Here is a 17,753-nt window from a genome sequence, read left to right as displayed (position 1 = left end):
ACCCCCCCCCCCCCCCCCCCCCCACCCCCCCCCCCCCCCCCCCACCGCGGCCCCCGCCCCCCCCCCCCCCCCCCCCCCCCCGACCGAGGGGAACGGGGTCGGCTGCCGGGTCTCAGACCTTCTCGCCCGCGCCGCCACCGCCCGCCGCGGCCTTGATGCCCCCGGTGATCTCGTCCATCACGGGCAGCTCGGGCGCCTTGTCGTTGATGTCGAACCCGGAGCGCACGATGATCAGCATGCCCTGCGCGCCGGGCGCGGGTGACGGGAAGGCGAGCGACTGCACGTACCCGTCGTCGCCCTTGCCGGTGACGACCTTCCACCGCACGAGATAGCCCTTCTTGCCCGCGACGGTCACCGCCTCGGACTTCAGCTCCTCGTGCGAGGAGATCTCTCCGTAGCTCTCACCGCCGTAGGACTCCTCGGCGTTCTTCTTGATGTCCGCCTCGGCCGCCGCCTTGGCGGTGGTGGCCTTGATCTCCAGGGCGATCGCCGGGACGGAGTTGACCCCGCCGCGTACGCAGGACTCGTCCGGGTTTCCCGGGCACGGGTGCTCCCCGGTGCTCACTCCGGCGCCGACGGGACCCGACTGGCCGCTCCAGCCTTCCGGCACCGGGATGCTGATGCCGCTGGCCATGTCGGTGGCGTAGCCGTCCTCGGTCGGGACCTCCTGCTCGGGGCCGCCGTCTCCGCCGCCACCGCCCGGGCCGTCGCCTCCGTCGGGTGCGCCGGGGCCGCCGGGCGGCTGCGACTCGTCCGGTGCCGGGCGCTCCTGGCCCGGTTTGCTGGGTGCGGTCGACGGCGTCGTACTCGCGCTGTCCGCCGAGTCGTCGCCGTCCTCCCGGAGCAGGAGGAAGCCGCCGACGACGGCCAGCACCACGACGCCCGCGGTGACGGCTAGGGCGATCCGCCGGCCGCGTCCGCCGGCGCCCGGTGGCGCCGGCGGGTAGGGCGGCAGGCCAGGCGCGCCGGCGCCGACGGGCGCGCCGGGTCCCGAAGCCGCGCTCCAGGTCGTGGCCGGGTCGGAGCGGACCATGTCGGTCCAGGCCGACCCGTCCCACCACCGTTCCTGGGGCGGGCCGTCACCTTCGTGTCCCGGGTCCGGATACCAGCCGGGCGGAGTCGTCTGCGTCACCCACTCACCATAGGCATATGGTCCGACAAACCTGGTGAGAGGCCCATGAGAAATCGATGGACTTCATGTCCCCGCCGTGGGCACGATCCCCCGGATCACCCCCAGCGACAGCAGGTCCTGGGGGCGCAGCCCGAGCGCGTCGGCCGTCGCGCGGGTCTCCTCCGGTGGCCGCTTGAGGATGGCCGTCGCCAGTTCGGGCGCGATGACGGAGAAGTAACTGTCCTGCGTGGCCCATGTGTTGCCCGGCGCGGCCAGTGCCAGGGCCCCGCCGGAACCGCCTTCGCCGATGAGCAGGCTGGTGACGGGTACGCGGGCGGTGGCCACGGCGGCGAACAGGTCCGCGATCGCGCCGCCGACGCCGGTGCGCTCCGCCTCGGCGTCGTTGGCCGCGCCAGGGGTGTCGACGAGTGTGAGGACGGGCAGCCCCAGCCGGTCCGCGAGCCTGATCAGTCTGGCCGCGGTGCGATAGCCGGCCGGGAGGGTCGCGGTGCCGCACTGGGCGGCGTACGCGACCGTACGGCCTTCGCGCACGCCGAACCCGCAGAGCATTCCGGGGTCGGTGCCACCGCTCCGGTCACCGCTGACGGCCTCGCGGGAGGTGAAGTACGCGGCCAGGTACGCCTCGGCGCGGGGGCGCCGGGGGTCGCGGGCCAGGCTCACCGCCTCCCAGCCGGTGGCGGGCGGTGCGGCGCGCCCGAGTCCGGCGGGAGGCTCGGCGGCTGTCGCGGGAGCGGCTCCGGGGCCGGTGGCGCCGTCCGTCAGCAGCGCCAGCCAGCGGCCGACAGTCTCCCGCAGGTCCTCCTGCCGTACGACCGCGTCGATATGACCGGCCGTCAGCTGCGCCTCGGCGGTGTACGCGTACGGGTCGGCGTCCGGCGGCCGTACCCGCGAACCCGCGAACCCGATCTGGGCTCCCGGCAGGGCCAGGATCACATCGGCGCCGGCTCCGAGGGTGGCCCAGCCGCCACCGGCCGTCGGGTCGCGCACCACCGCGATCTGGGGCAGGCCCGCCGCCCTGGTCAGGGCCGACTGCCGGGCCACCCGCTGGAGTTGGAGCAGTGCGAGCATGCCTTCCTGCATGCGGCTGCCCCCGGTGGCGATCAACGAGACGACGGGCAGCCGCCGTTCGCGGGCGTGGGTGTACGCCGCCTCCAGCCGGTCTCCGGTGCGCTGCCCCAGCGATCCGCCGAGGAACCCGAACTCGAAGGAGATCAGGACGGTTTCGGTGCCGCCCACGTGTGCGGTGCCGCAGACGACCGACTCGTCCTCACCGGTGCGCGCCGCCGCGCGGGCGCGGGACTCGTCGTATCCCCGCCAGGCCAGCGGGCCGTCAGGGGGCGAGGTGTCCTCGGGGGCGGGCAGTTCGGTGAAGCCGGCCGGGGCGCCCCGCGGGGTCGCTCCGGTGAGGGAGGCGACCGCCCCTCGCGCGCTCAGCCGTTCAGCCATGGAGGGCCCGCTTCATGATCTTGCCCATGTCGTTGCGGGGCAGCGCGTCCAGATAGCGCACGGTGCGGGGCCTCTTGTGCGAGGCCAGCTGAGCCCCGACGTGCGCCGCCAACTCCTCGGCCGACGGCGGGGCATCGGCCCGGGCGGGGACGATCCAGGCGACGATCCGCTCCCCCAGGTCCTCGTCGGGCTCTCCGGTGACGGCGGCCTCGCGTACTCCCGGGTGCTCCAGGAGCACGTTCTCGATCTCACCGGCGCCGATCTTGTAACCGCCGCTCTTGATGAGGTCGGTGGCCTTGCGGCCGACGATGCGGACATAGCCGTCGGGGTCGCGGATCGCCATGTCACCGGTGCGGAACCAGCCGTCGTCGAAGGCGGCCCCGGTCGCGTCGGGGCGGTTCAGATACTCGGTGAACAGGTTCGGGCCGCGTACCTGGATCTCGCCGACGGTGTCGCCGTCGTACCCGGCGATCGCGGCGCCCGACTCGTCGACCAGCCGCAGTTCCACCCCGGCCAGCGGGACGCCGACGGTGCCGGCGCGCGGTTCGCCGTCCGCGCGCACGCTGGTGTTCATCAGGGTCTCGGTCATGCCGTACCGCTCGATGACACGGCGTCCGGTGGCCGCCGCGATGCGCTCGTGGTCGTGGACGGGCAGCGCGGCCGATCCCGACACCAGAAGGCGCGCGCCGGTGAGCGCCTTCGCCAGTCCGGGATCGTCGGTGAGCGCCTCGGCGATGCGGTGGTACATCGTCGGTACGCCGAACAGCATCGTGGCTCCGGAGGACAGCTCGCGCGCGACGCCGTCGGTGGCGAACCTGCCGAGGTGACGCACCGAGCCGCCGCGGCGCAGCGGGCCGAGGATGCCGAGGATCAGGCCGTGGACGTGGAACAGCGGCAGGGCGTGGACGAGGACGTCGGCCTCGGTCCACTGCCAGGCGTCCTCCAGCGCGTCCAGCGTGGCGGCGACGGCGCGGCGGGGCAGGACGACACCCTTGGGGGGTCCGGTGGTGCCCGAGGTGTAGACGATCAGCGCGGGCGCCTCCGGGGACGGCTCGGCGGGCAGGGGCGTGGCGGGAGCGGCACCGCCCTGGACACCGGTGGCGGCGCCGGCCTGCCGGACGTCGGTGTCCCGACGCGTCAACCCGGCCAGGATCGGCGGCAGTTCGACCCCGCGTTCGGCGAGGACGAGGGCCGGTGAGCTGTCCGTCACGATGTGCGTCAGTTCCCGTTCGCCGGTCTTGGGGTTCACCGGCACGACGGGCACGCCCGCCAGCAGCGCGGCCACCACCCCCACGGCCGTACCGAGGGTGGGTGTGGCCCAGACGGCGACCCGTGGCGCACCGGCGATACGGGCGGCCAGGGCGCCCGCCACGGTGGCCAGTTCGGCGTGGCTCAGGGTCTGTTCGCCGAATTGGAGTGCGGGCCGGGTGGAACCCGCGGCGAGGGCCGGGAAGAGAGGGGACACGCGTCGTTCTCCTTGCTGTCGACGAGTCTGACCGGTCGTCAGGGTGGTGACCTGATCACCCGAAGCCTGGCACCACCAGTACGAGCCACACCGCCGCGGGTACCGCCGCCACCACGATGCCTCCGTACACCATCAGCTGGCGGAAGAAACGCTCCCGGTCGACGTCGGGGGCGGCGGCCAGGACGAGGGCGCCGTTGGTGGAGAAGGGGCTGACGTCCACGACGGTCGCCGAGACGGCGAGGGCGGCGATCATGCCGACGGCCCCGATCTCGCCCTGGGCGAGGAACGGCACGGCGAGCGGGATGAGGGCGCCCATGATGCCGACGGAGGACGCGAAGGCGGAGATGACGGCGGCGATGTAGCAGAGCAGGACGGCGGCGAGCAGGGGGACACCGATGTCGCCGACGGCGTTGCCCGCGTAGTCGATGGTGCCCATCTCCTCCAGGACTCCGACGTAGGTCAGGACACCGCAGATGAGCAGCACGGTCGGCCAGGCCACCTCGCTGACGGCCTTGCGGCTCGTCTCCGGCCAGAACGTGCTCAGGACGACGGCGAGGGTGATGGAGGAGAGTCCGGCGTCGAGGTCGAACACGAGGACGGCGACGACGAGTGCCGCGAGCGCGGTCAGGGTGGCGATACGGGCGCGGTTGAGGTGTGCGGAGTCGGTCGCCAGGGCGCCGTCGCCGTTCTTCAGCGCGCCGTTCACGGCCGCGCCGTTCGTGCCGTTCGCGCTCGTGCCGCCCTTGGCCTGACTGCCGTCGGTCCGGCTGTCGCCGGCCTCGGTGGCGGGGTCGCGGCCCTTGAGCTTCAATCCGCCGAACAGGACGAACACGACAGCCGCGATGATCAGGTTGACGACGAGCGAGGCGAAGAAGAGCACGAGCTCGTTGCCGGGCAGGTTCTCGCGTTCCACCACCCCGTTGACGATCGAGCCGTAGATGCTGATCGGTGAGAAGCCGCCGGCCTGCGCGCCGTGCACGACGAGCGCGCCCATCAACAGGGGGCTGATCGAGTAGCGCGCGGCGAAGCTCAGTGCGATGGGCGCGACGATCGCGACGGCCGCCGGACTGACGGCGCCTATCGCGGTCAGTGCTCCGGTGATCGCGAACATCACCCAGGGGATCAGCACTATTCGGCCGCGAACGAGCCGGATGGCGGCGTGCACCAGCCAGTCCGTGGTGCCGTTGGCCCGTGCGATGGCGAAGAGATAGGTGACGCCGACGAGCACGACGAACAGGTCGCCGGGGAATCCGGCGAAGATACCGTCCGCGTCCAGGTCGGCGACGAGTTCGCCGACCCCGAACGCGGCGGCGAAGGCGAGCGCGCCCATGTTGATCGAGCGGGTCGTGGCGATCACGAAGACGACCACAAGTACGAGGATCGAGATCAGTTCGGCGGACATCGGAGGGCTCCCGTCCCTGGGGCCGTTGATTACTGGCCAAGCGGTATTGGCCAAGTGGCTGGACCACTTTGAGCACCGGCCCGGCGAGGCGTCAAGGGATTCGACAGGAATTGGCTCAGCCACTTGGCCGCCCGGTGTTAGGCTGCGAACGACCAGTTATGGGGGGTTCGTGTGTCCGACGCACTGCGGCCGATGGCCCGGCCACGACTGTACGAACAGGTCCTCGACAGGCTCCGCCACCATGTGGCGGAAGGCGATCTGCGGGCCGGCGACCGGCTGCCGCCCGAGCGTGAACTCGCGGGCCGCCTCGGCGTGAGCCGCGCGTCGGTGAAGCAGGCGATCGTCGTCCTGGAAGTGCAGGGACTGGTGGAGGTACGGCACGGCGGTGGCACGTATCTCGTCCGCGACAGCCTCGACGCCGAACCGGTCGAACGGCTCGTGGAACGCAAGCGCCGGCTGCCCGACGTCCTGGAGGCGCGCGAGGCGCTGGAGACCAAACTCGCCGAACTGGCCGCCGAGCGCCGCACGGCCGACGATCTGACCGCGATGCGCGAGGCGCTCGACCGCATGGCCGACGAGATCGAGGCGGGCGGTCCCGGTGTGGAGGGCGACCGGCTCTTCCACGCCGCGGTGACGGCGGCGGCCCACAGCGGACTGCTGGCCGAGTTCATGCGCTCCATCGCCGAGCAGATCACCGAGAGCCGCAACGAGTCGCTGCGCCAGCCGGGCCGCCCCCACCGCTCACTCGCCCAGCACCGGGCGATCCTCGAAGCGATCGAGTCGCGGCACGGCAAGGCGGCGGCGACGGCGATGCGCCGTCATGTGCGCACAGTGGCGAAGGTACGGCTGCTGGACTGGAATCCGGGCGACGACGTCTGAGCCGTACGGCCCTCCCGGTCCACGCCCGGTCCGCGCCCGCGTCGCGCCGGGCCCACGCCCGCTCCGGCTTCGGCTCCGGTCAGGCAAGAGCCCCGGCTGGTTCGGGGGATGGACCAGCCGGGGCTCGTTCCGGGGTGGTCGCGGAGCCGTCACGTCTCCCTCCGCGACCACGTATAGGTGAACGCTGAACCACGACGGCATGTTCCCCGCCACCTGGGCGGGTGGCCTGTGAAGCGCGCCACGGGCTCGCGCCGCCCGCGCCGGGCGCGCCCCGTGCGTACCGAGCGCGGCGTGATGGGATCGTGGAGCGGGACCGGGCTGAGAGGGGCACCCGCCACTCGCAGGCGCCCGCACTTGAGACCCCGCAGTACACCTCAGTACGCCCCCGTACGAACGAACGGACAGCATCCATGGGCGAGTTGATCCTCATCAGACACGGCGAGACCGAGTGGTCGCTGTCCGGGCAGCACACCAGCCACACGGATCTGCCACTGACCGCCCACGGTGAGAACCAGGCGCGCGCCCTGGTCCCCCTGCTCGCCGACCGGCGGATCGGCGTCACGCTGGTCAGCCCCCTGGCACGGGCCCGCCGCACCGCCGAACTCGCCGGGCTGCGGTCCACCCGCATCAATCCGGATCTGCACGAGTGGAACTACGGCGGCTACGAGGGCGTGACCACCGAGGAGATCCGCCGCACGGTCCCGGACTGGAGCCTCTGGACGGACGGGACCACGCCCGGCCCCGGCGACCACCCGGGCGAGACTCCCTCGGACGTCAGCGCCCGCGCCGACCGGGTACTCGCCGACGTCCGCGCCGCCGCCGGCCGCGCGGACGACGAGGACATCGCGCTCGTGGCCCACTCACACTTCCTGCGGGTGCTCACCGCTCGCTATCTGGGTCTCACCGCGGCCGAGGGCGCGCTGTTCCGGCTGGAGACCGGAACGGTGTCCAGGCTCGGTACGGAACACGGCAACCCGGTCATCACGGCGTGGAATCTGGCGCTCCCCGACACCCTGCTGCGCACGGTCCAGGACCTGCCGCACAGCGCCTGACGACCGGGCCGCACCCCGAACACTCGTTCATGCGCCCGCCCCGCCGGTCGCGTACGACCGGCGGGGCGGGCGTCGCACCGCGTACGCGCCTCCGTCCACGGCGAACGGTCCAGCGTCGCCCGTACTCAGGCGGGTTCGGCCCCCGGAAGCTAGGCGTCGGGCTTGCTACCGGGCTCGACGACGGTCTGGGCGGTCGCCGACTCCCTGATCGGGGCGCCCGCGTCGTGCAGGCTCCGCAGGGCCTGGCTGTACGAGGTGATCAGGCCGGTCTCCAGATAGCTGATGCCCAGTTCCTCGCAGTGGCGCCGGACGATCGGCTGCGCCTCGCGGAGCTGCGGCGACGGCATGTTCGGGAACAGGTGGTGCTCGATCTGATAGTTGAGCCCGCCGAGCGCGATGTCGGTGAACCAGCCGCCGCGCACATTGCGGGAGGTGAGCACCTGACGACGCAGGAAGTCCGGCCGGTCGCTGCCCGAAAAGGTGGGCATTCCCTTGTGGTTGGGCGCGAAGATCGAGCCCAGGTAGAGACCGAACAGGCACTGGTGGACGGCGAGGAAGGCGATGGCCTTGCCGGGCGGCAGCACCACGAACAGCGCGCCGAGATAGACCGCGAAGTGCGTGAAGAGCAGTACGCCCTCCGAAGTCCGCTGCTTCAGCGAGCGGTTGGCCAGCGCGCGCACGCCCGCGACATGCAGGTTGAAACCCTCCAGCGTGAGGAGCGGGAAGAACAGGAACGCCTGGGAGCGGCCGATCAGACGGGGAAGCCCCTTGGCGGCCCTGGCCTGTCCCTGTGTCCAGACGAGGATGTCGGGGATGACGTCCGGGTCCAGCTCCTCGTGGTTCGGGTTGGCGTGGTGCCTGGAGTGCTTGTCCTGCCACCATCCGTAGCCCATACCGATGCCGAGGTTTCCGGCGATCTTTCCGGCGCGCACACTGGCCTTGCGCAGCCGGAACACCTGACGGTGACCCACATCGTGTGCGACCAGCGCAACTTGGCCGAAGACCACGGCGAGGAAGGCGGCGACGGCGAGCGTCCACCAGCTGTCGCCGACGAGCGCGAAGGCGACCCAGCCGCCGGCGAAGAGGCCGGTGATGACTCCGATGCGCAAGGTGTAGTACCAGGGCCGGCGCCGCATCAGGCCGGCCGCGACGATCTTCTTGGAGAGGCGCGCGAAGTCGCTGCCCGTCTCCCGGCATGCCTGTTCCGCGGCCTCACCCGCGAGATCGGCGCCTGGTTCCAGGACCGCGGAATCCTCCACGGTACCGGCGGTGTTGACTGCCATACGGCCATGCCTTTCGAGAGGGTCACGACCGTGTGCCGGTGTATGACGGCGCGGCAGGCAGGTTGGCAGGTGGGGATACAAGCCAGGGGGGACGGCGCTGCCGGGTCGTGGACGGGTGGGCGACTGCATCACACGGCTCGATCACCGCGTGCGGTTGGACGTGGACCACTCCGGCGACGCGACAACTGGGTATGGCCGCTGCGAATGCCGCTGACATCCTCACCGAGGACCAGTGCTGCTGCCCACACTGGTGAGGCAGCGGGAAGTCAGGGGCTGGGGCCTGGTGATCTCCAGTGTAGCCTGCGCGGAATTTGTGATTCTTACACCGCACGAACAATAAGCCGCAAATGGTTTCTGATCAGCGCGAATACCAATCCGGACGCCCTTCGGCCCAGCCGTTCCCGTTATTAATTTTGCAGCGTCTGCACATTTGCATACCATGCAAAGTGTGATGACCAAGGGTGCCGGAGCGGGTCTCCGGGAGCGCAAGAAGCAGGCCACTCGCGCGGCGCTGAGCGAGGCGGCCGTACGGCTCGCCGCCGAGCACGGCGCGGAGAACGTCACCGTCGAGGCCATCAGCAACGCCGCCGGTGTCTCGGCCCGGACGTTCTTCAACTACTTCGACAGCCACGACGACGCGTTCGTGATGATGGACACGCAGATCGGCGAACGCATCCGGCGCGCCGTCCGGGACGCCCCCGCCGAGCTGTCCCCCCTCGACGCGGTACGCGAGGCCATGGCGGCCGAACTGGCCGATGTCGAGCAGCGGCACGAGGTGTGGAGCCTGCGCGCCAAGGTCCTCCGCAAGTCCCCGCATCTGCTGGCCCGCGGTCTCGGCGTGCACATGGCCGAGGAACTCGACCTGGCGCGGACCATCGCGAGCCGGCTCGACCTCGGCGGCGCGCGGGGCGGCCCCGGCACCGGGAACGACACCTCCGCCACCGGGGGCTCCGAGGGCTCCGAGGGCTCCGAGGGCTCCGAGGGCGACGTCTGCCCCGGCGCCGACATCGCGCTCTATCCGCGGCTGCTCGCCGCCGTCGCCGGCACGGCCGTACGCGTCTCCGTCGAGCACTGGTACGCGCAGTCCCCGCCGGTCGGGTTCCCCGACATCTTCCGGGACGTCTTCACGCACCTGTCCGCCGGGCTGCGTCAACCGCCCGCACAGACCGACGGCGGTCCGTCCGACCGCCGTTCCACGGAATCATAAGAAGGCCACCTTGACCGCAACAGAGGCGACCGACCAGGCGCCCACCTCCATGACCAACCGGCAGATACTCCAGGCCATGTCCGGCCTCATGGCCGGCATGTTCGTCGCCATCCTGGCGGGCACCGTGGTGGCGAACGCGCTGCCGCGCATCATCGCCGACCTCGGCGCCAGCCAGTCCGCCTACACCTGGGTCGTCACGTCCGAGCTGCTCGCGATGACCGCGACGGTGCCCCTGTGGGGCAAGCTCTCCGACCTCTACAACAAGAAGCTGCTGCTCCAGCTCTCACTCGGCATGTTCGTCGTCGGCTCCCTGCTCGCCGGATTCTCGCAGGGCGTCGAACTGCTCATCTTCAGCCGTGTGATGCAGGGCATCGGCGCCGGCGGTCTGACCGCGCTCGCGCAGGTCGTGATGGCGGCCGTGATCCCGCCGCGCCGACTGGGCAAGTACGCGGGCATGTTCGGCGCGGTGTTCGCCGTCGGCACCGTCGCGGGACCGCTGGTCGGCGGTGTCATGGTGGACACCTCGTGGCTGGGCTGGCGCTGGTGCTTCTTCATCGGTGTGCCCTTCGCGCTGATCGCGATCGCGCTGCTCCAGCGCACACTGCACCTGCCCACCGTCCGCAGGGACGTGAAGATCGACTACCTGGGCGCGTTCCTGATCGTCGCCGGTGTCTCCGCGATCCTCATCTGGACCTCCCTCGCGGGCAACCAGTTCGACTGGGCGTCCTGGCAGACCGCGGCGCTGACCGGTGGCGGTGTGCTGCTGCTCGTCGCGGCGGTCTACGTCGAGGCGCGGGTCCCGGAACCGGTCATCCCCCTGACCATCTTCCGCAACCGCACCGTCACGCTCACCACGGTCGCGAGCCTGCTCGTCGGTGTCGCGATGTTCGGCGGCACCGTCTTCCTCTCGCAGTACTTCCAGATCGCGCTCGGCAAGTCGCCGACCGTGGCCGGGCTCATGGGCCTGCCGATGATCATGGGTCTGCTGGTCTCCTCCACCATCGCGGGCCAGATCATCAGCGCCACCGGCAAGTGGAAGGTCTACCTCATCGCGGGCGGCATCATCATGACCGCCGGTCTGGCCATGCTGTCGACCATCGACGCGGACACCGGCTTCGGACTGCTCAGCCTCTACATGGCCGTTCTGGGCGTCGGGGTCGGCCTGCTGATGCAGAACCTGGTCCTCGCGGCCCAGAACGACGTGCCGGCGGCCGAGTTGGGCGCCGCCACCTCCGTCCTGTCCTTCTTCCGCAGCATGGGCGGCACGATCGGCACCAGCGTCCTCGGCGCGATCCTCGCCAACCGGGTGGCCTCGGAGCTGGCCAAGAGCGTGGGAACGGGCGACGGGGCGGCGGCCGGCGGATCGAGCCACGCGGTGCCCGACGTCACCGAACTCCCCGCGCCGATGCGGGAGATCGTGGAGAACGCGTACGGACTGGCGACCGCGGACCTGTTCCTGGTGGCCGCCCCGTTCGCCGCGCTCGCGCTGGTGGCCGTGGTCTTCATCAAGGAGAAGCCGCTCAAGACGACCAGCGGCATGGAACGGCTCGCCGAGGAGGCCAAGCAGGCGATGGCGGACGGCGACAAGCCGTCCACACCCACGCCGGTGGGCTGAGCCGGGGGCCGGCCGGTCCGGAAGCCGGAGTGCCGTTCCCCCCACCGCCGTTCGGCGGTGGGGGGAACGGCCGTATCGGGCCCTCTCGCCGGTCCCGCGCCCGGCGCCTTGGGACCGCGCTCGTGCGATCACGCCTGCCTCGGGCCGAATGTCGTCTGGCGCGGGGTGCGCGGTGCGGCTTTGCTGATGCCGTACCGAACACCGGCACGCCGCCTCCAGCGCCAGGGACTTCAGATGACCACGGGTACGCCTTCCCCCACCGGCCATGACACGTCCGGACCGGACCTCTCCGCCGCGCCGGTGCCCGGCCCCCGCCAACTGCCGCTGATCGGCAACCTCCCGGCCTTCTCCCGCGACCCGCTGGGGTTCTTCGCCCGGCTGCGCGGGCACGGCGACGTGGTCTCCTGGCGGCTCGGCCCGCAGCGGGCGCTGTTCCTGTCGCAGCCCGAGCACATCGGGGAACTGCTCAAGAAGGTCGAGACGGACTACCGCCATCCCGAACTCGGCTGGGCCTTCAAGCTGGTGCTCGGAGACGGCGTCGTCACCTCGGAGGGCGCGGCGTGGCGGCGCAAGCGCGCGCTGGTGCAGCCGGTGGTCCGGCCCCGCCAGGTCCGCGCCTACGCGGTCACCATGACCGACTGCGCGTCCGCGCTGGCCGACACCTGGCAGCCGGGCGGGCACATCGACGTACGCCGGGACATGCTGGCCCTCACCCAGCGCATCGCCGTACGGACCCTGTTCGGCACGGACACGGCCGGTCGCGAGGACACCATCGGCCCGGCCATGGACACCGCGCAGCAGGCCATCGGCGACGAGTTCCGGGGCCTCACCCTCTTCCTCCCGTCGTGGATCCCGACACCGGGACGGCACCGGCTCAAGAAAGCCGTCGCGGTCATCGACACCGAGGTGAACCGGGTGACCGAGGAGCGGCACCGCGGCGGCGCGGACCGCGACGACCTCCTCAGCAGGCTGCTCGCCGCCCGCGACGAGCGGGGCGACCGGCTGAGCGACAAGGAGATCCGGGACGAGGCCGTCACCCTCTACATCGGCGGCCACGAGACCACCGGGACGACGCTGACCTGGGCCTGGTACCTGCTCTCACGCAATCCGCGGGCGCGGGAGCGGCTCGCGGACGAGCTGGCCGACGTGCTGGACGGCCGCACACCGGGCTTCGACGACTTCAAGGAACTGCGCTGGACCGAGCAGATCATCAAGGAGACGCTGCGTCTCTACCCTCCTGTGTGGCTGATGACGGCGATCGCGAAGGACGGCTCCACGCTGGGCGGCCGGCCGGTTCCGGAGGGGACGGTGCTGTGGGCGAGTCAGTGGAGCGCGCAGCGCGACGAGCGGTGGTTCCCCGAGCCCGACGAGTTCCGGCCGGAGCGGTGGGACGGGGAGGCGCGGGCCGTGCCCGACCACGCCTGGTTCCCGTTCGGCGGCGGCGCCAGGGCGTGTCTGGGCGCGCGCTTCGCGACGGTCGAGGCGGTCCTGGTCCTGGCGACGCTCGCGCAGCGGTTCCGTCTCGACCTGGGCCCGGACGAGATCACCCCGAAGACGGGCCTCACGCTCCAGCCGAACCGCCCGGTCCGTGCGACGCTGCGGAGCGCCTGACGGGGCCGGGAGGCCGTCGGCCCGGCCGGCGGGGCTTTCCGGACATGGCCGGCGGACACGGCCCGGGGCGTGTCCGGAAGTAGCGCCGGCCGCCGCGGGCGGGGCCCGCGGCGTCCGGTGCGGTTCCGCGCGAGGCGCGAGGATCGGCCGCGTACCGAGCGCTCTCGGCCGGCTCCGAGAACCCCTCGGGGCCGCGCGGGACTTCGCGGACGCGGCCCCGGGGCTGTCCCGAAGTCCCTGGTGGATCAGCGCGCGGCGTCAGGGGCGGTGCGGCGCGAGGCGGAGGGGCGTCCCCGTACAGGGCGTATTCGGGCGTTCCGCCGACGCGGCGAGGTGCCGTGGCTGTCTTCGTGCGCCCGCCAGGGAGTACGGGACAGCCCATAGGATCGGCCGCATGACCAGTGCGGGTGACACCCCCGGGGACGGACCGGGCCGGGACTACTTCGACGCCGACCCGACCTCGCGGAGTCTCGGCATCGCTCTCCTGGGGACCGGTCCCGGCTGGGCCACCCTGCGGATGAGCGTGCGCGCCGACATGGTGAACGGGCACGGGACGGCGCACGGCGGCTATCTCTTCCTCCTCGCGGACAGCGCCTTCGCGTGCGCCTGCAACAGCCACGGCCCGGTGACCTTCGCGGCGGGCGCCGACATCGACTTCGTACGCCCGGCACACGAGGGCGACGTCCTGACCGCGACCGCGCGGGAGCGGACCCGGCTCGGACGCGGCGGCATCTACGACGTCACGGTCATGCGCGGGGACGACGTACTGGCCGAGTTCCGCGGGCGCAGCCGCGCCCTGCGCGGCGACCGGAGCTGACCGGCGCTGGGGCGATGGGAGGGGCCCGCACCCCGTCAACGGATGCGGGCCCCTCCCGTCGCGTACGGCCGGCTTATCCGGCGGCCGTGATCCGGATCTCCGCGCGTTCCGTCACGCCGTTGACCGTCACCGCCAGGGTGAGCACGCCGGGCCGCAGCGCCGTGAGCGTCCCGGTGGCCGGGTCGAACGCCGCCAGGTCGCGACGGCCCGCCCGGTCCGCGTCACCGATGTGCAGGTTCGCCGACCCCGCCCAGTCCGCGCTCATCGGGAAGCCCACCGGGACCTCCCTCGCCCCCTGGACGACGGTCGCGGCGACGGGTGTCCGCTGTCCGGCCGTCAGGCTCCCGGGGGCGTCCAGCTTCAGCGTGTCGGTGTGGGCGCGCGTCTGTACGGAGACCCAGTCGGGCCCGCCCTTCCACGGCTCGCGGCGTGCCTCGGAGCGCTCGCGCCCGCTGACCTTGTCGACGCCGACGAGTGACCAGCCGGTGAACCCGCCCTCGTCGGCCGGGGCGGCGGGGTTCTTACCCGAGTTGCCGTTGATCAGGTACGGGACGCCGTCGACGCGCGAGGCGTCGAAGACCCCGACGTGGCTGCCGATGAAGCCGGCCCCCTTGCCGGTCGTCCGGCGGAACTCGGCGAGCCAGTTCTCGAGCAGCGCCGCTTCCTTGCGGTCCCCGAGCTGGCTCCCCTTCTGCACGGTCGGGTCGCGCGGCGGCACATGCTCGATGACCATCACGGAGCCGATACGGGAGTCCTCGGCCGCCGCGTCCAACTGCGCGCGCAGGGCCTTGATCTGGGCGAAGCCGCCGCCACGCAGGGAGAGGCTGGAGGTGTCGAGTGTGACGAAGCGCGTTCCGCCGTGGTCGAACACGCGCTGCGCGGGGCCGAATTCGCCGGTGAAGTTGTCGATCCTCCCGCCCATCACCTCGTGGTTGCCCGGCACGTAGTACCAGGGCACGTCGTCGCCCAGCTCCTCGGTGAGGACCCGTCGCGCGAAGGCGAGGTCGGCCGGCGAACCCTCGTCGACCAGGTCTCCGTTGACGACGAGGAAGTCGGGCCCCGCCGCCTTGATCTCGCGCAGTGTGCGGCGGGCCTGGACCACGATCGGGCTGTCCGGGTCACGCGCCACGAACTGCGCGTCGGACATCACCGCGAACTGCCAGTCCCGGCCTCCGGTCCCGGCCGCCGAGTCGATCAACGGATCGGCGGGGGGCCGCTGTTCGGGCAGGTCGACGGTGGGCGGCACCTGCGCCGTCAGCCCGTCGATCACGATCTCGCCGGTGTACTGCTTGTCGGCCGCGGTCTCCGCGAGGTAGAAGCGGAACACGGACAGCGGCATCGCGGCCCCCTGCGGTACCGCGAACGTCACCTGTCGCCAGCCGGTCCAGGTGACGTAGGGCCCCCGGAGCAGTTGGTCCGATCCGGCGGCGTCCTTGAGATGCAGGGTCGGCCAGGCCCCGTTCCCGTCCCCCTTGAGCCACATCGTGAAGGACTGGGGCTGGCCGGGCACGGTGATCGGCTGGGGCGGGCTCGCGTACGCGGCGCGGGTCGCCGTCGAGAGAGAGAAGTCGTAGCCGAGCCTGAGGCCGGTTCCGGTCTGTCCCTCGGGTGTCGGCGCGACCGAACCGGCCGCGCGGGCGTGGCTGAACTTCCAGGCGGCGGCGTCGTCGAAGGAGGAGACCGGCTGTTCCTCCAGTCCCACGCTCACCGCGAGGGCGGTGCTGACGCCCGCCACGGTGGCTGTGATCCGTCCGGCGCCGCCGCCGGTCCTCGATGTGACGGTGAAGGCGCCCTGGCCGTCGTCGGCGATGGTGAACAGGTCCCGGTCGTAGGCGAGTTCCACATCGCGCGGCTCAACGGGCGCGGAGGCGCCGTGCGCGTCGAGACCGACGATGCCGAACGTGCCGGTGGCGTCGCCGTCGGCGAGACCGACCCGGCTGGTGGTCGGCCGGATTCGCGCGAGGTCGTCGAGGACCGTCAACTCGATGGATCCGGCGGCGTGTCCGCGCTCCGCGTGGACCTCGGTGGTGCCGCCGCGGCGTGCGGTGAACACCCCGTCGTCGCCGACCCGGCCGACGGACGACCGTTCGGTCCGCCAGCGCGGGGCGCCCTGCGCGGGGCCGTACGTCTCGTCGTGACCGGCGGCGGTGAGCGCGCGGGTGAGTCCGGGGAAGACTCGTTCGGGGTGACCGCCCTTGACGGGGTCGTCACCGGGCGCGGCTCCGGCGGGTGTGCGGGTCTCGACCCAGAAGCCGTCGAGCCGTCCGCTGCCGTCGGGCGCGGTGAGGGCGAGACCGTTGGGCACGGTGCGCTCGCTGCCGTCGGACGGGGCGTTCTCCACCTGGAGGGCGTCGCTGCCGGGTTCGCGGGCGACGAGTGTGGAGGAGCCTCCGCCGTCGAGGTTGAGGGCGCTGTACGCGCCTGCCCGCTTCATCATCACGGCCAGTTCGGTGAGGGTGACACCACCGCTGTCGGCCTGCCGGCCGTCGACGGTGATCACCCGCATCTCGCTGCCGTCCTTGGTGAATCCGACGGCGGTGCGGGGCGCGGCGGTGTTGTTCCCCTGGCCCTCGTGGTTCTGCGCCACACCGTCGACGACGAGGAGTTCACGTCCGCCCACCGCCGTGCGCGGCAGGGGTCCGCCGTTGGTGCGCGGGCTGTACTCCATGGCCACCGGGTCGCCGGGGCGCAGCGTCCCGAGCTGTACGGCGCCGGCCTCCCGGCCGACCAGCACGGTGGTGCCCGGCTCGATCGGGCCGGTGCCGGGTGTGCCGGTGACGGTGACGACCTTGCCGTCCCGTACGGCCACCTCGGCGACGGGTGTCGCCGCGTCCACGGTGAGTGCCCGGTTGGCCTGGCCCCAGGCCGCGGTGTAGGCACCGATGCCGCCGGCGGGCACGTTGGCGGCGTTGTAGGCGGCGAGGGGGTGCGGTCCGGTGGGCAGGGTCAGGGTGCCCTCGAAGTACAGCTCCAGGACGCGTCCGGCGTTCTCGGGACCGATGCCGACGGCCCGGTTGGCTCCGGCGGCGGGTGACTGGGTGAGGGCGCCGTCCTTGATGCCGGCTCCCTGGGGGGCACCGGTCTCGTTGATGTCGAAGAAGTCGGCGTTGATGGCGGCGACGGTGCGACGGCCCTCGCCGGGGTCGTGCCCCGCGGCGAGTTCGGAGACGCTGCGGCGGTCGGCGACCTTGCCCGACGAGAGGTAGTCGGCCCGTACGCCGCCGTCGAGGTCGACCGACAGTGCGTCGACGCGCAGCCATTTGTCGGATTCGAGGCGGTCGTAGGAGGTGAGACTGACGCCCGGCGCGACGGGGCGGGTGGCGCGCGCGGTCTCGATACCGTCGCCGTCCACGACGGATCTGGGGTCTCCGGCCGGTCTGCTGGCCGGCGGTGGGGCGACGGGACGCAGCACTTCGGCGGCGTTGCGCGGACGGGGGTCGGGGGTGGAGTCGGCGACGGACGGGGTGATGGCTCCCGTTGTCAGTGCGGTGACCGCCGCGAGCAGCACGACGGACCGGCGGGCGATGCCTGGGCCCACAAGTTCTCCTGTAGTACGGGGGGGGTTGGCGCGGATAGAAAGCGCTGTCAGCCGCCCAGCATCGCCTTATGTGCCCCGGTTCGCCAGGGGTTCACGGCCACGTCGGGGAGAACAGGGGGCACCGTGGAGGTGACACGGCCACCCGCTGGGGCGACCGCGCGACCCGCCGAACAGACTGATGATGCGTCAGAAAGGCTTGCGGAAGCTTCAGATCGGGCGGGGACCGCTCACGTGTCGCGGGCCGCCCCGACACGCGCGTCGCTCACTGATCGCGGACGCGGACACCGCCCGCGCCCGACACCGCCC

At 72.1% G+C, this 17,753-nt stretch carries 12 protein-coding genes; 6 read left to right on the top strand and 6 right to left on the bottom strand.

Annotated features, from left to right (window positions below):
• Nucleotides 1-112 precede the first annotated feature (112 nt).
• From ACZ61E_RS22090 to ACZ61E_RS22075, 4 genes are all read right to left on the bottom strand, one after another.
• Nucleotides 113-1,132, bottom strand: coding sequence for a DUF2510 domain-containing protein (locus ACZ61E_RS22090; RefSeq protein ID WP_469701540.1), 1,020 nt, complete (start codon nt 1,130-1,132; stop codon nt 113-115).
• Between the two features lie 63 nt (nt 1,133-1,195).
• Nucleotides 1,196-2,578 (bottom strand): carboxyl transferase domain-containing protein, encoded by a 1,383-nt coding sequence (locus tag ACZ61E_RS22085; protein WP_469701539.1) that lies wholly within the window; start codon nt 2,576-2,578, stop codon nt 1,196-1,198.
• Complete coding sequence (locus ACZ61E_RS22080; protein WP_469701538.1) at nt 2,571-4,043, bottom strand: acyl-CoA synthetase; 1,473 nt, start codon at nt 4,041-4,043, stop codon at nt 2,571-2,573. Before ACZ61E_RS22080 ends, ACZ61E_RS22085 begins: the two co-directional genes overlap by 8 nt.
• Before the next feature lie 55 nt (nt 4,044-4,098).
• Nucleotides 4,099-5,445 (bottom strand): SLC13 family permease, encoded by a 1,347-nt coding sequence (locus ACZ61E_RS22075; RefSeq protein WP_469701537.1) that lies wholly within the window; start codon nt 5,443-5,445, stop codon nt 4,099-4,101.
• A gap of 171 nt (nt 5,446-5,616) precedes the next feature.
• On the opposite strand from ACZ61E_RS22075, the gene ACZ61E_RS22070 reads away from it, so the two are divergent.
• Nucleotides 5,617-6,324, top strand: coding sequence for a FadR/GntR family transcriptional regulator (locus tag ACZ61E_RS22070; RefSeq protein WP_469701536.1), 708 nt, complete (start codon nt 5,617-5,619; stop codon nt 6,322-6,324).
• Nucleotides 6,325-6,734: 410 nt separating this feature from the next.
• The gene (locus ACZ61E_RS22065) at nt 6,735-7,376 is read left to right on the top strand and encodes a histidine phosphatase family protein (RefSeq protein ID WP_469701535.1); all 642 of its coding nucleotides are present in this window, start codon (nt 6,735-6,737) and stop codon (nt 7,374-7,376) included.
• Between the two features lie 149 nt (nt 7,377-7,525).
• On the opposite strand, the gene ACZ61E_RS22060 is transcribed toward ACZ61E_RS22065, so the two are convergent.
• Nucleotides 7,526-8,659 (bottom strand): fatty acid desaturase family protein, encoded by a 1,134-nt coding sequence (locus tag ACZ61E_RS22060; protein ID WP_469701534.1) that lies wholly within the window; start codon nt 8,657-8,659, stop codon nt 7,526-7,528.
• Between the two features lie 439 nt (nt 8,660-9,098).
• Here ACZ61E_RS22060 and ACZ61E_RS22055 point away from each other — a divergent pair, with 439 nt between their 5' ends.
• From ACZ61E_RS22055 to paaI, 4 genes are all read left to right on the top strand, one after another.
• On the top strand, nt 9,099-9,866 hold the full coding sequence (locus ACZ61E_RS22055; protein ID WP_469701533.1) for a TetR/AcrR family transcriptional regulator: 768 nt from the start codon (nt 9,099-9,101) through the stop codon (nt 9,864-9,866).
• 49 nt (nt 9,867-9,915) lie between these two features.
• Nucleotides 9,916-11,481, top strand: coding sequence for an MDR family MFS transporter (locus ACZ61E_RS22050; RefSeq protein WP_469701551.1), 1,566 nt, complete (start codon nt 9,916-9,918; stop codon nt 11,479-11,481).
• A 234-nt stretch (nt 11,482-11,715) separates the two neighbouring features.
• A complete protein-coding gene (locus ACZ61E_RS22045) occupies nt 11,716-13,092 on the top strand; it encodes a cytochrome P450 (protein ID WP_469701532.1) in 1,377 nt (458 codons plus the stop codon).
• A gap of 394 nt (nt 13,093-13,486) precedes the next feature.
• Nucleotides 13,487-13,909 (top strand): hydroxyphenylacetyl-CoA thioesterase PaaI, encoded by a 423-nt coding sequence (gene paaI, locus ACZ61E_RS22040; RefSeq protein ID WP_469701531.1) that lies wholly within the window; start codon nt 13,487-13,489, stop codon nt 13,907-13,909.
• A 73-nt stretch (nt 13,910-13,982) separates the two neighbouring features.
• Here paaI and ACZ61E_RS22035 read toward each other — a convergent pair whose 3' ends face one another.
• Nucleotides 13,983-17,447 (bottom strand): phosphodiester glycosidase family protein, encoded by a 3,465-nt coding sequence (locus ACZ61E_RS22035; RefSeq protein ID WP_469701530.1) that lies wholly within the window; start codon nt 17,445-17,447, stop codon nt 13,983-13,985.
• Nucleotides 17,448-17,753 lie beyond the last annotated feature (306 nt).

This window comes from Streptomyces sp. NPDC104581, from assembly GCF_055583685.1.
The sequence above is the reverse complement of the archived record's forward strand: the minus strand, read 5'-3'. Positions and strand labels throughout refer to the sequence as shown.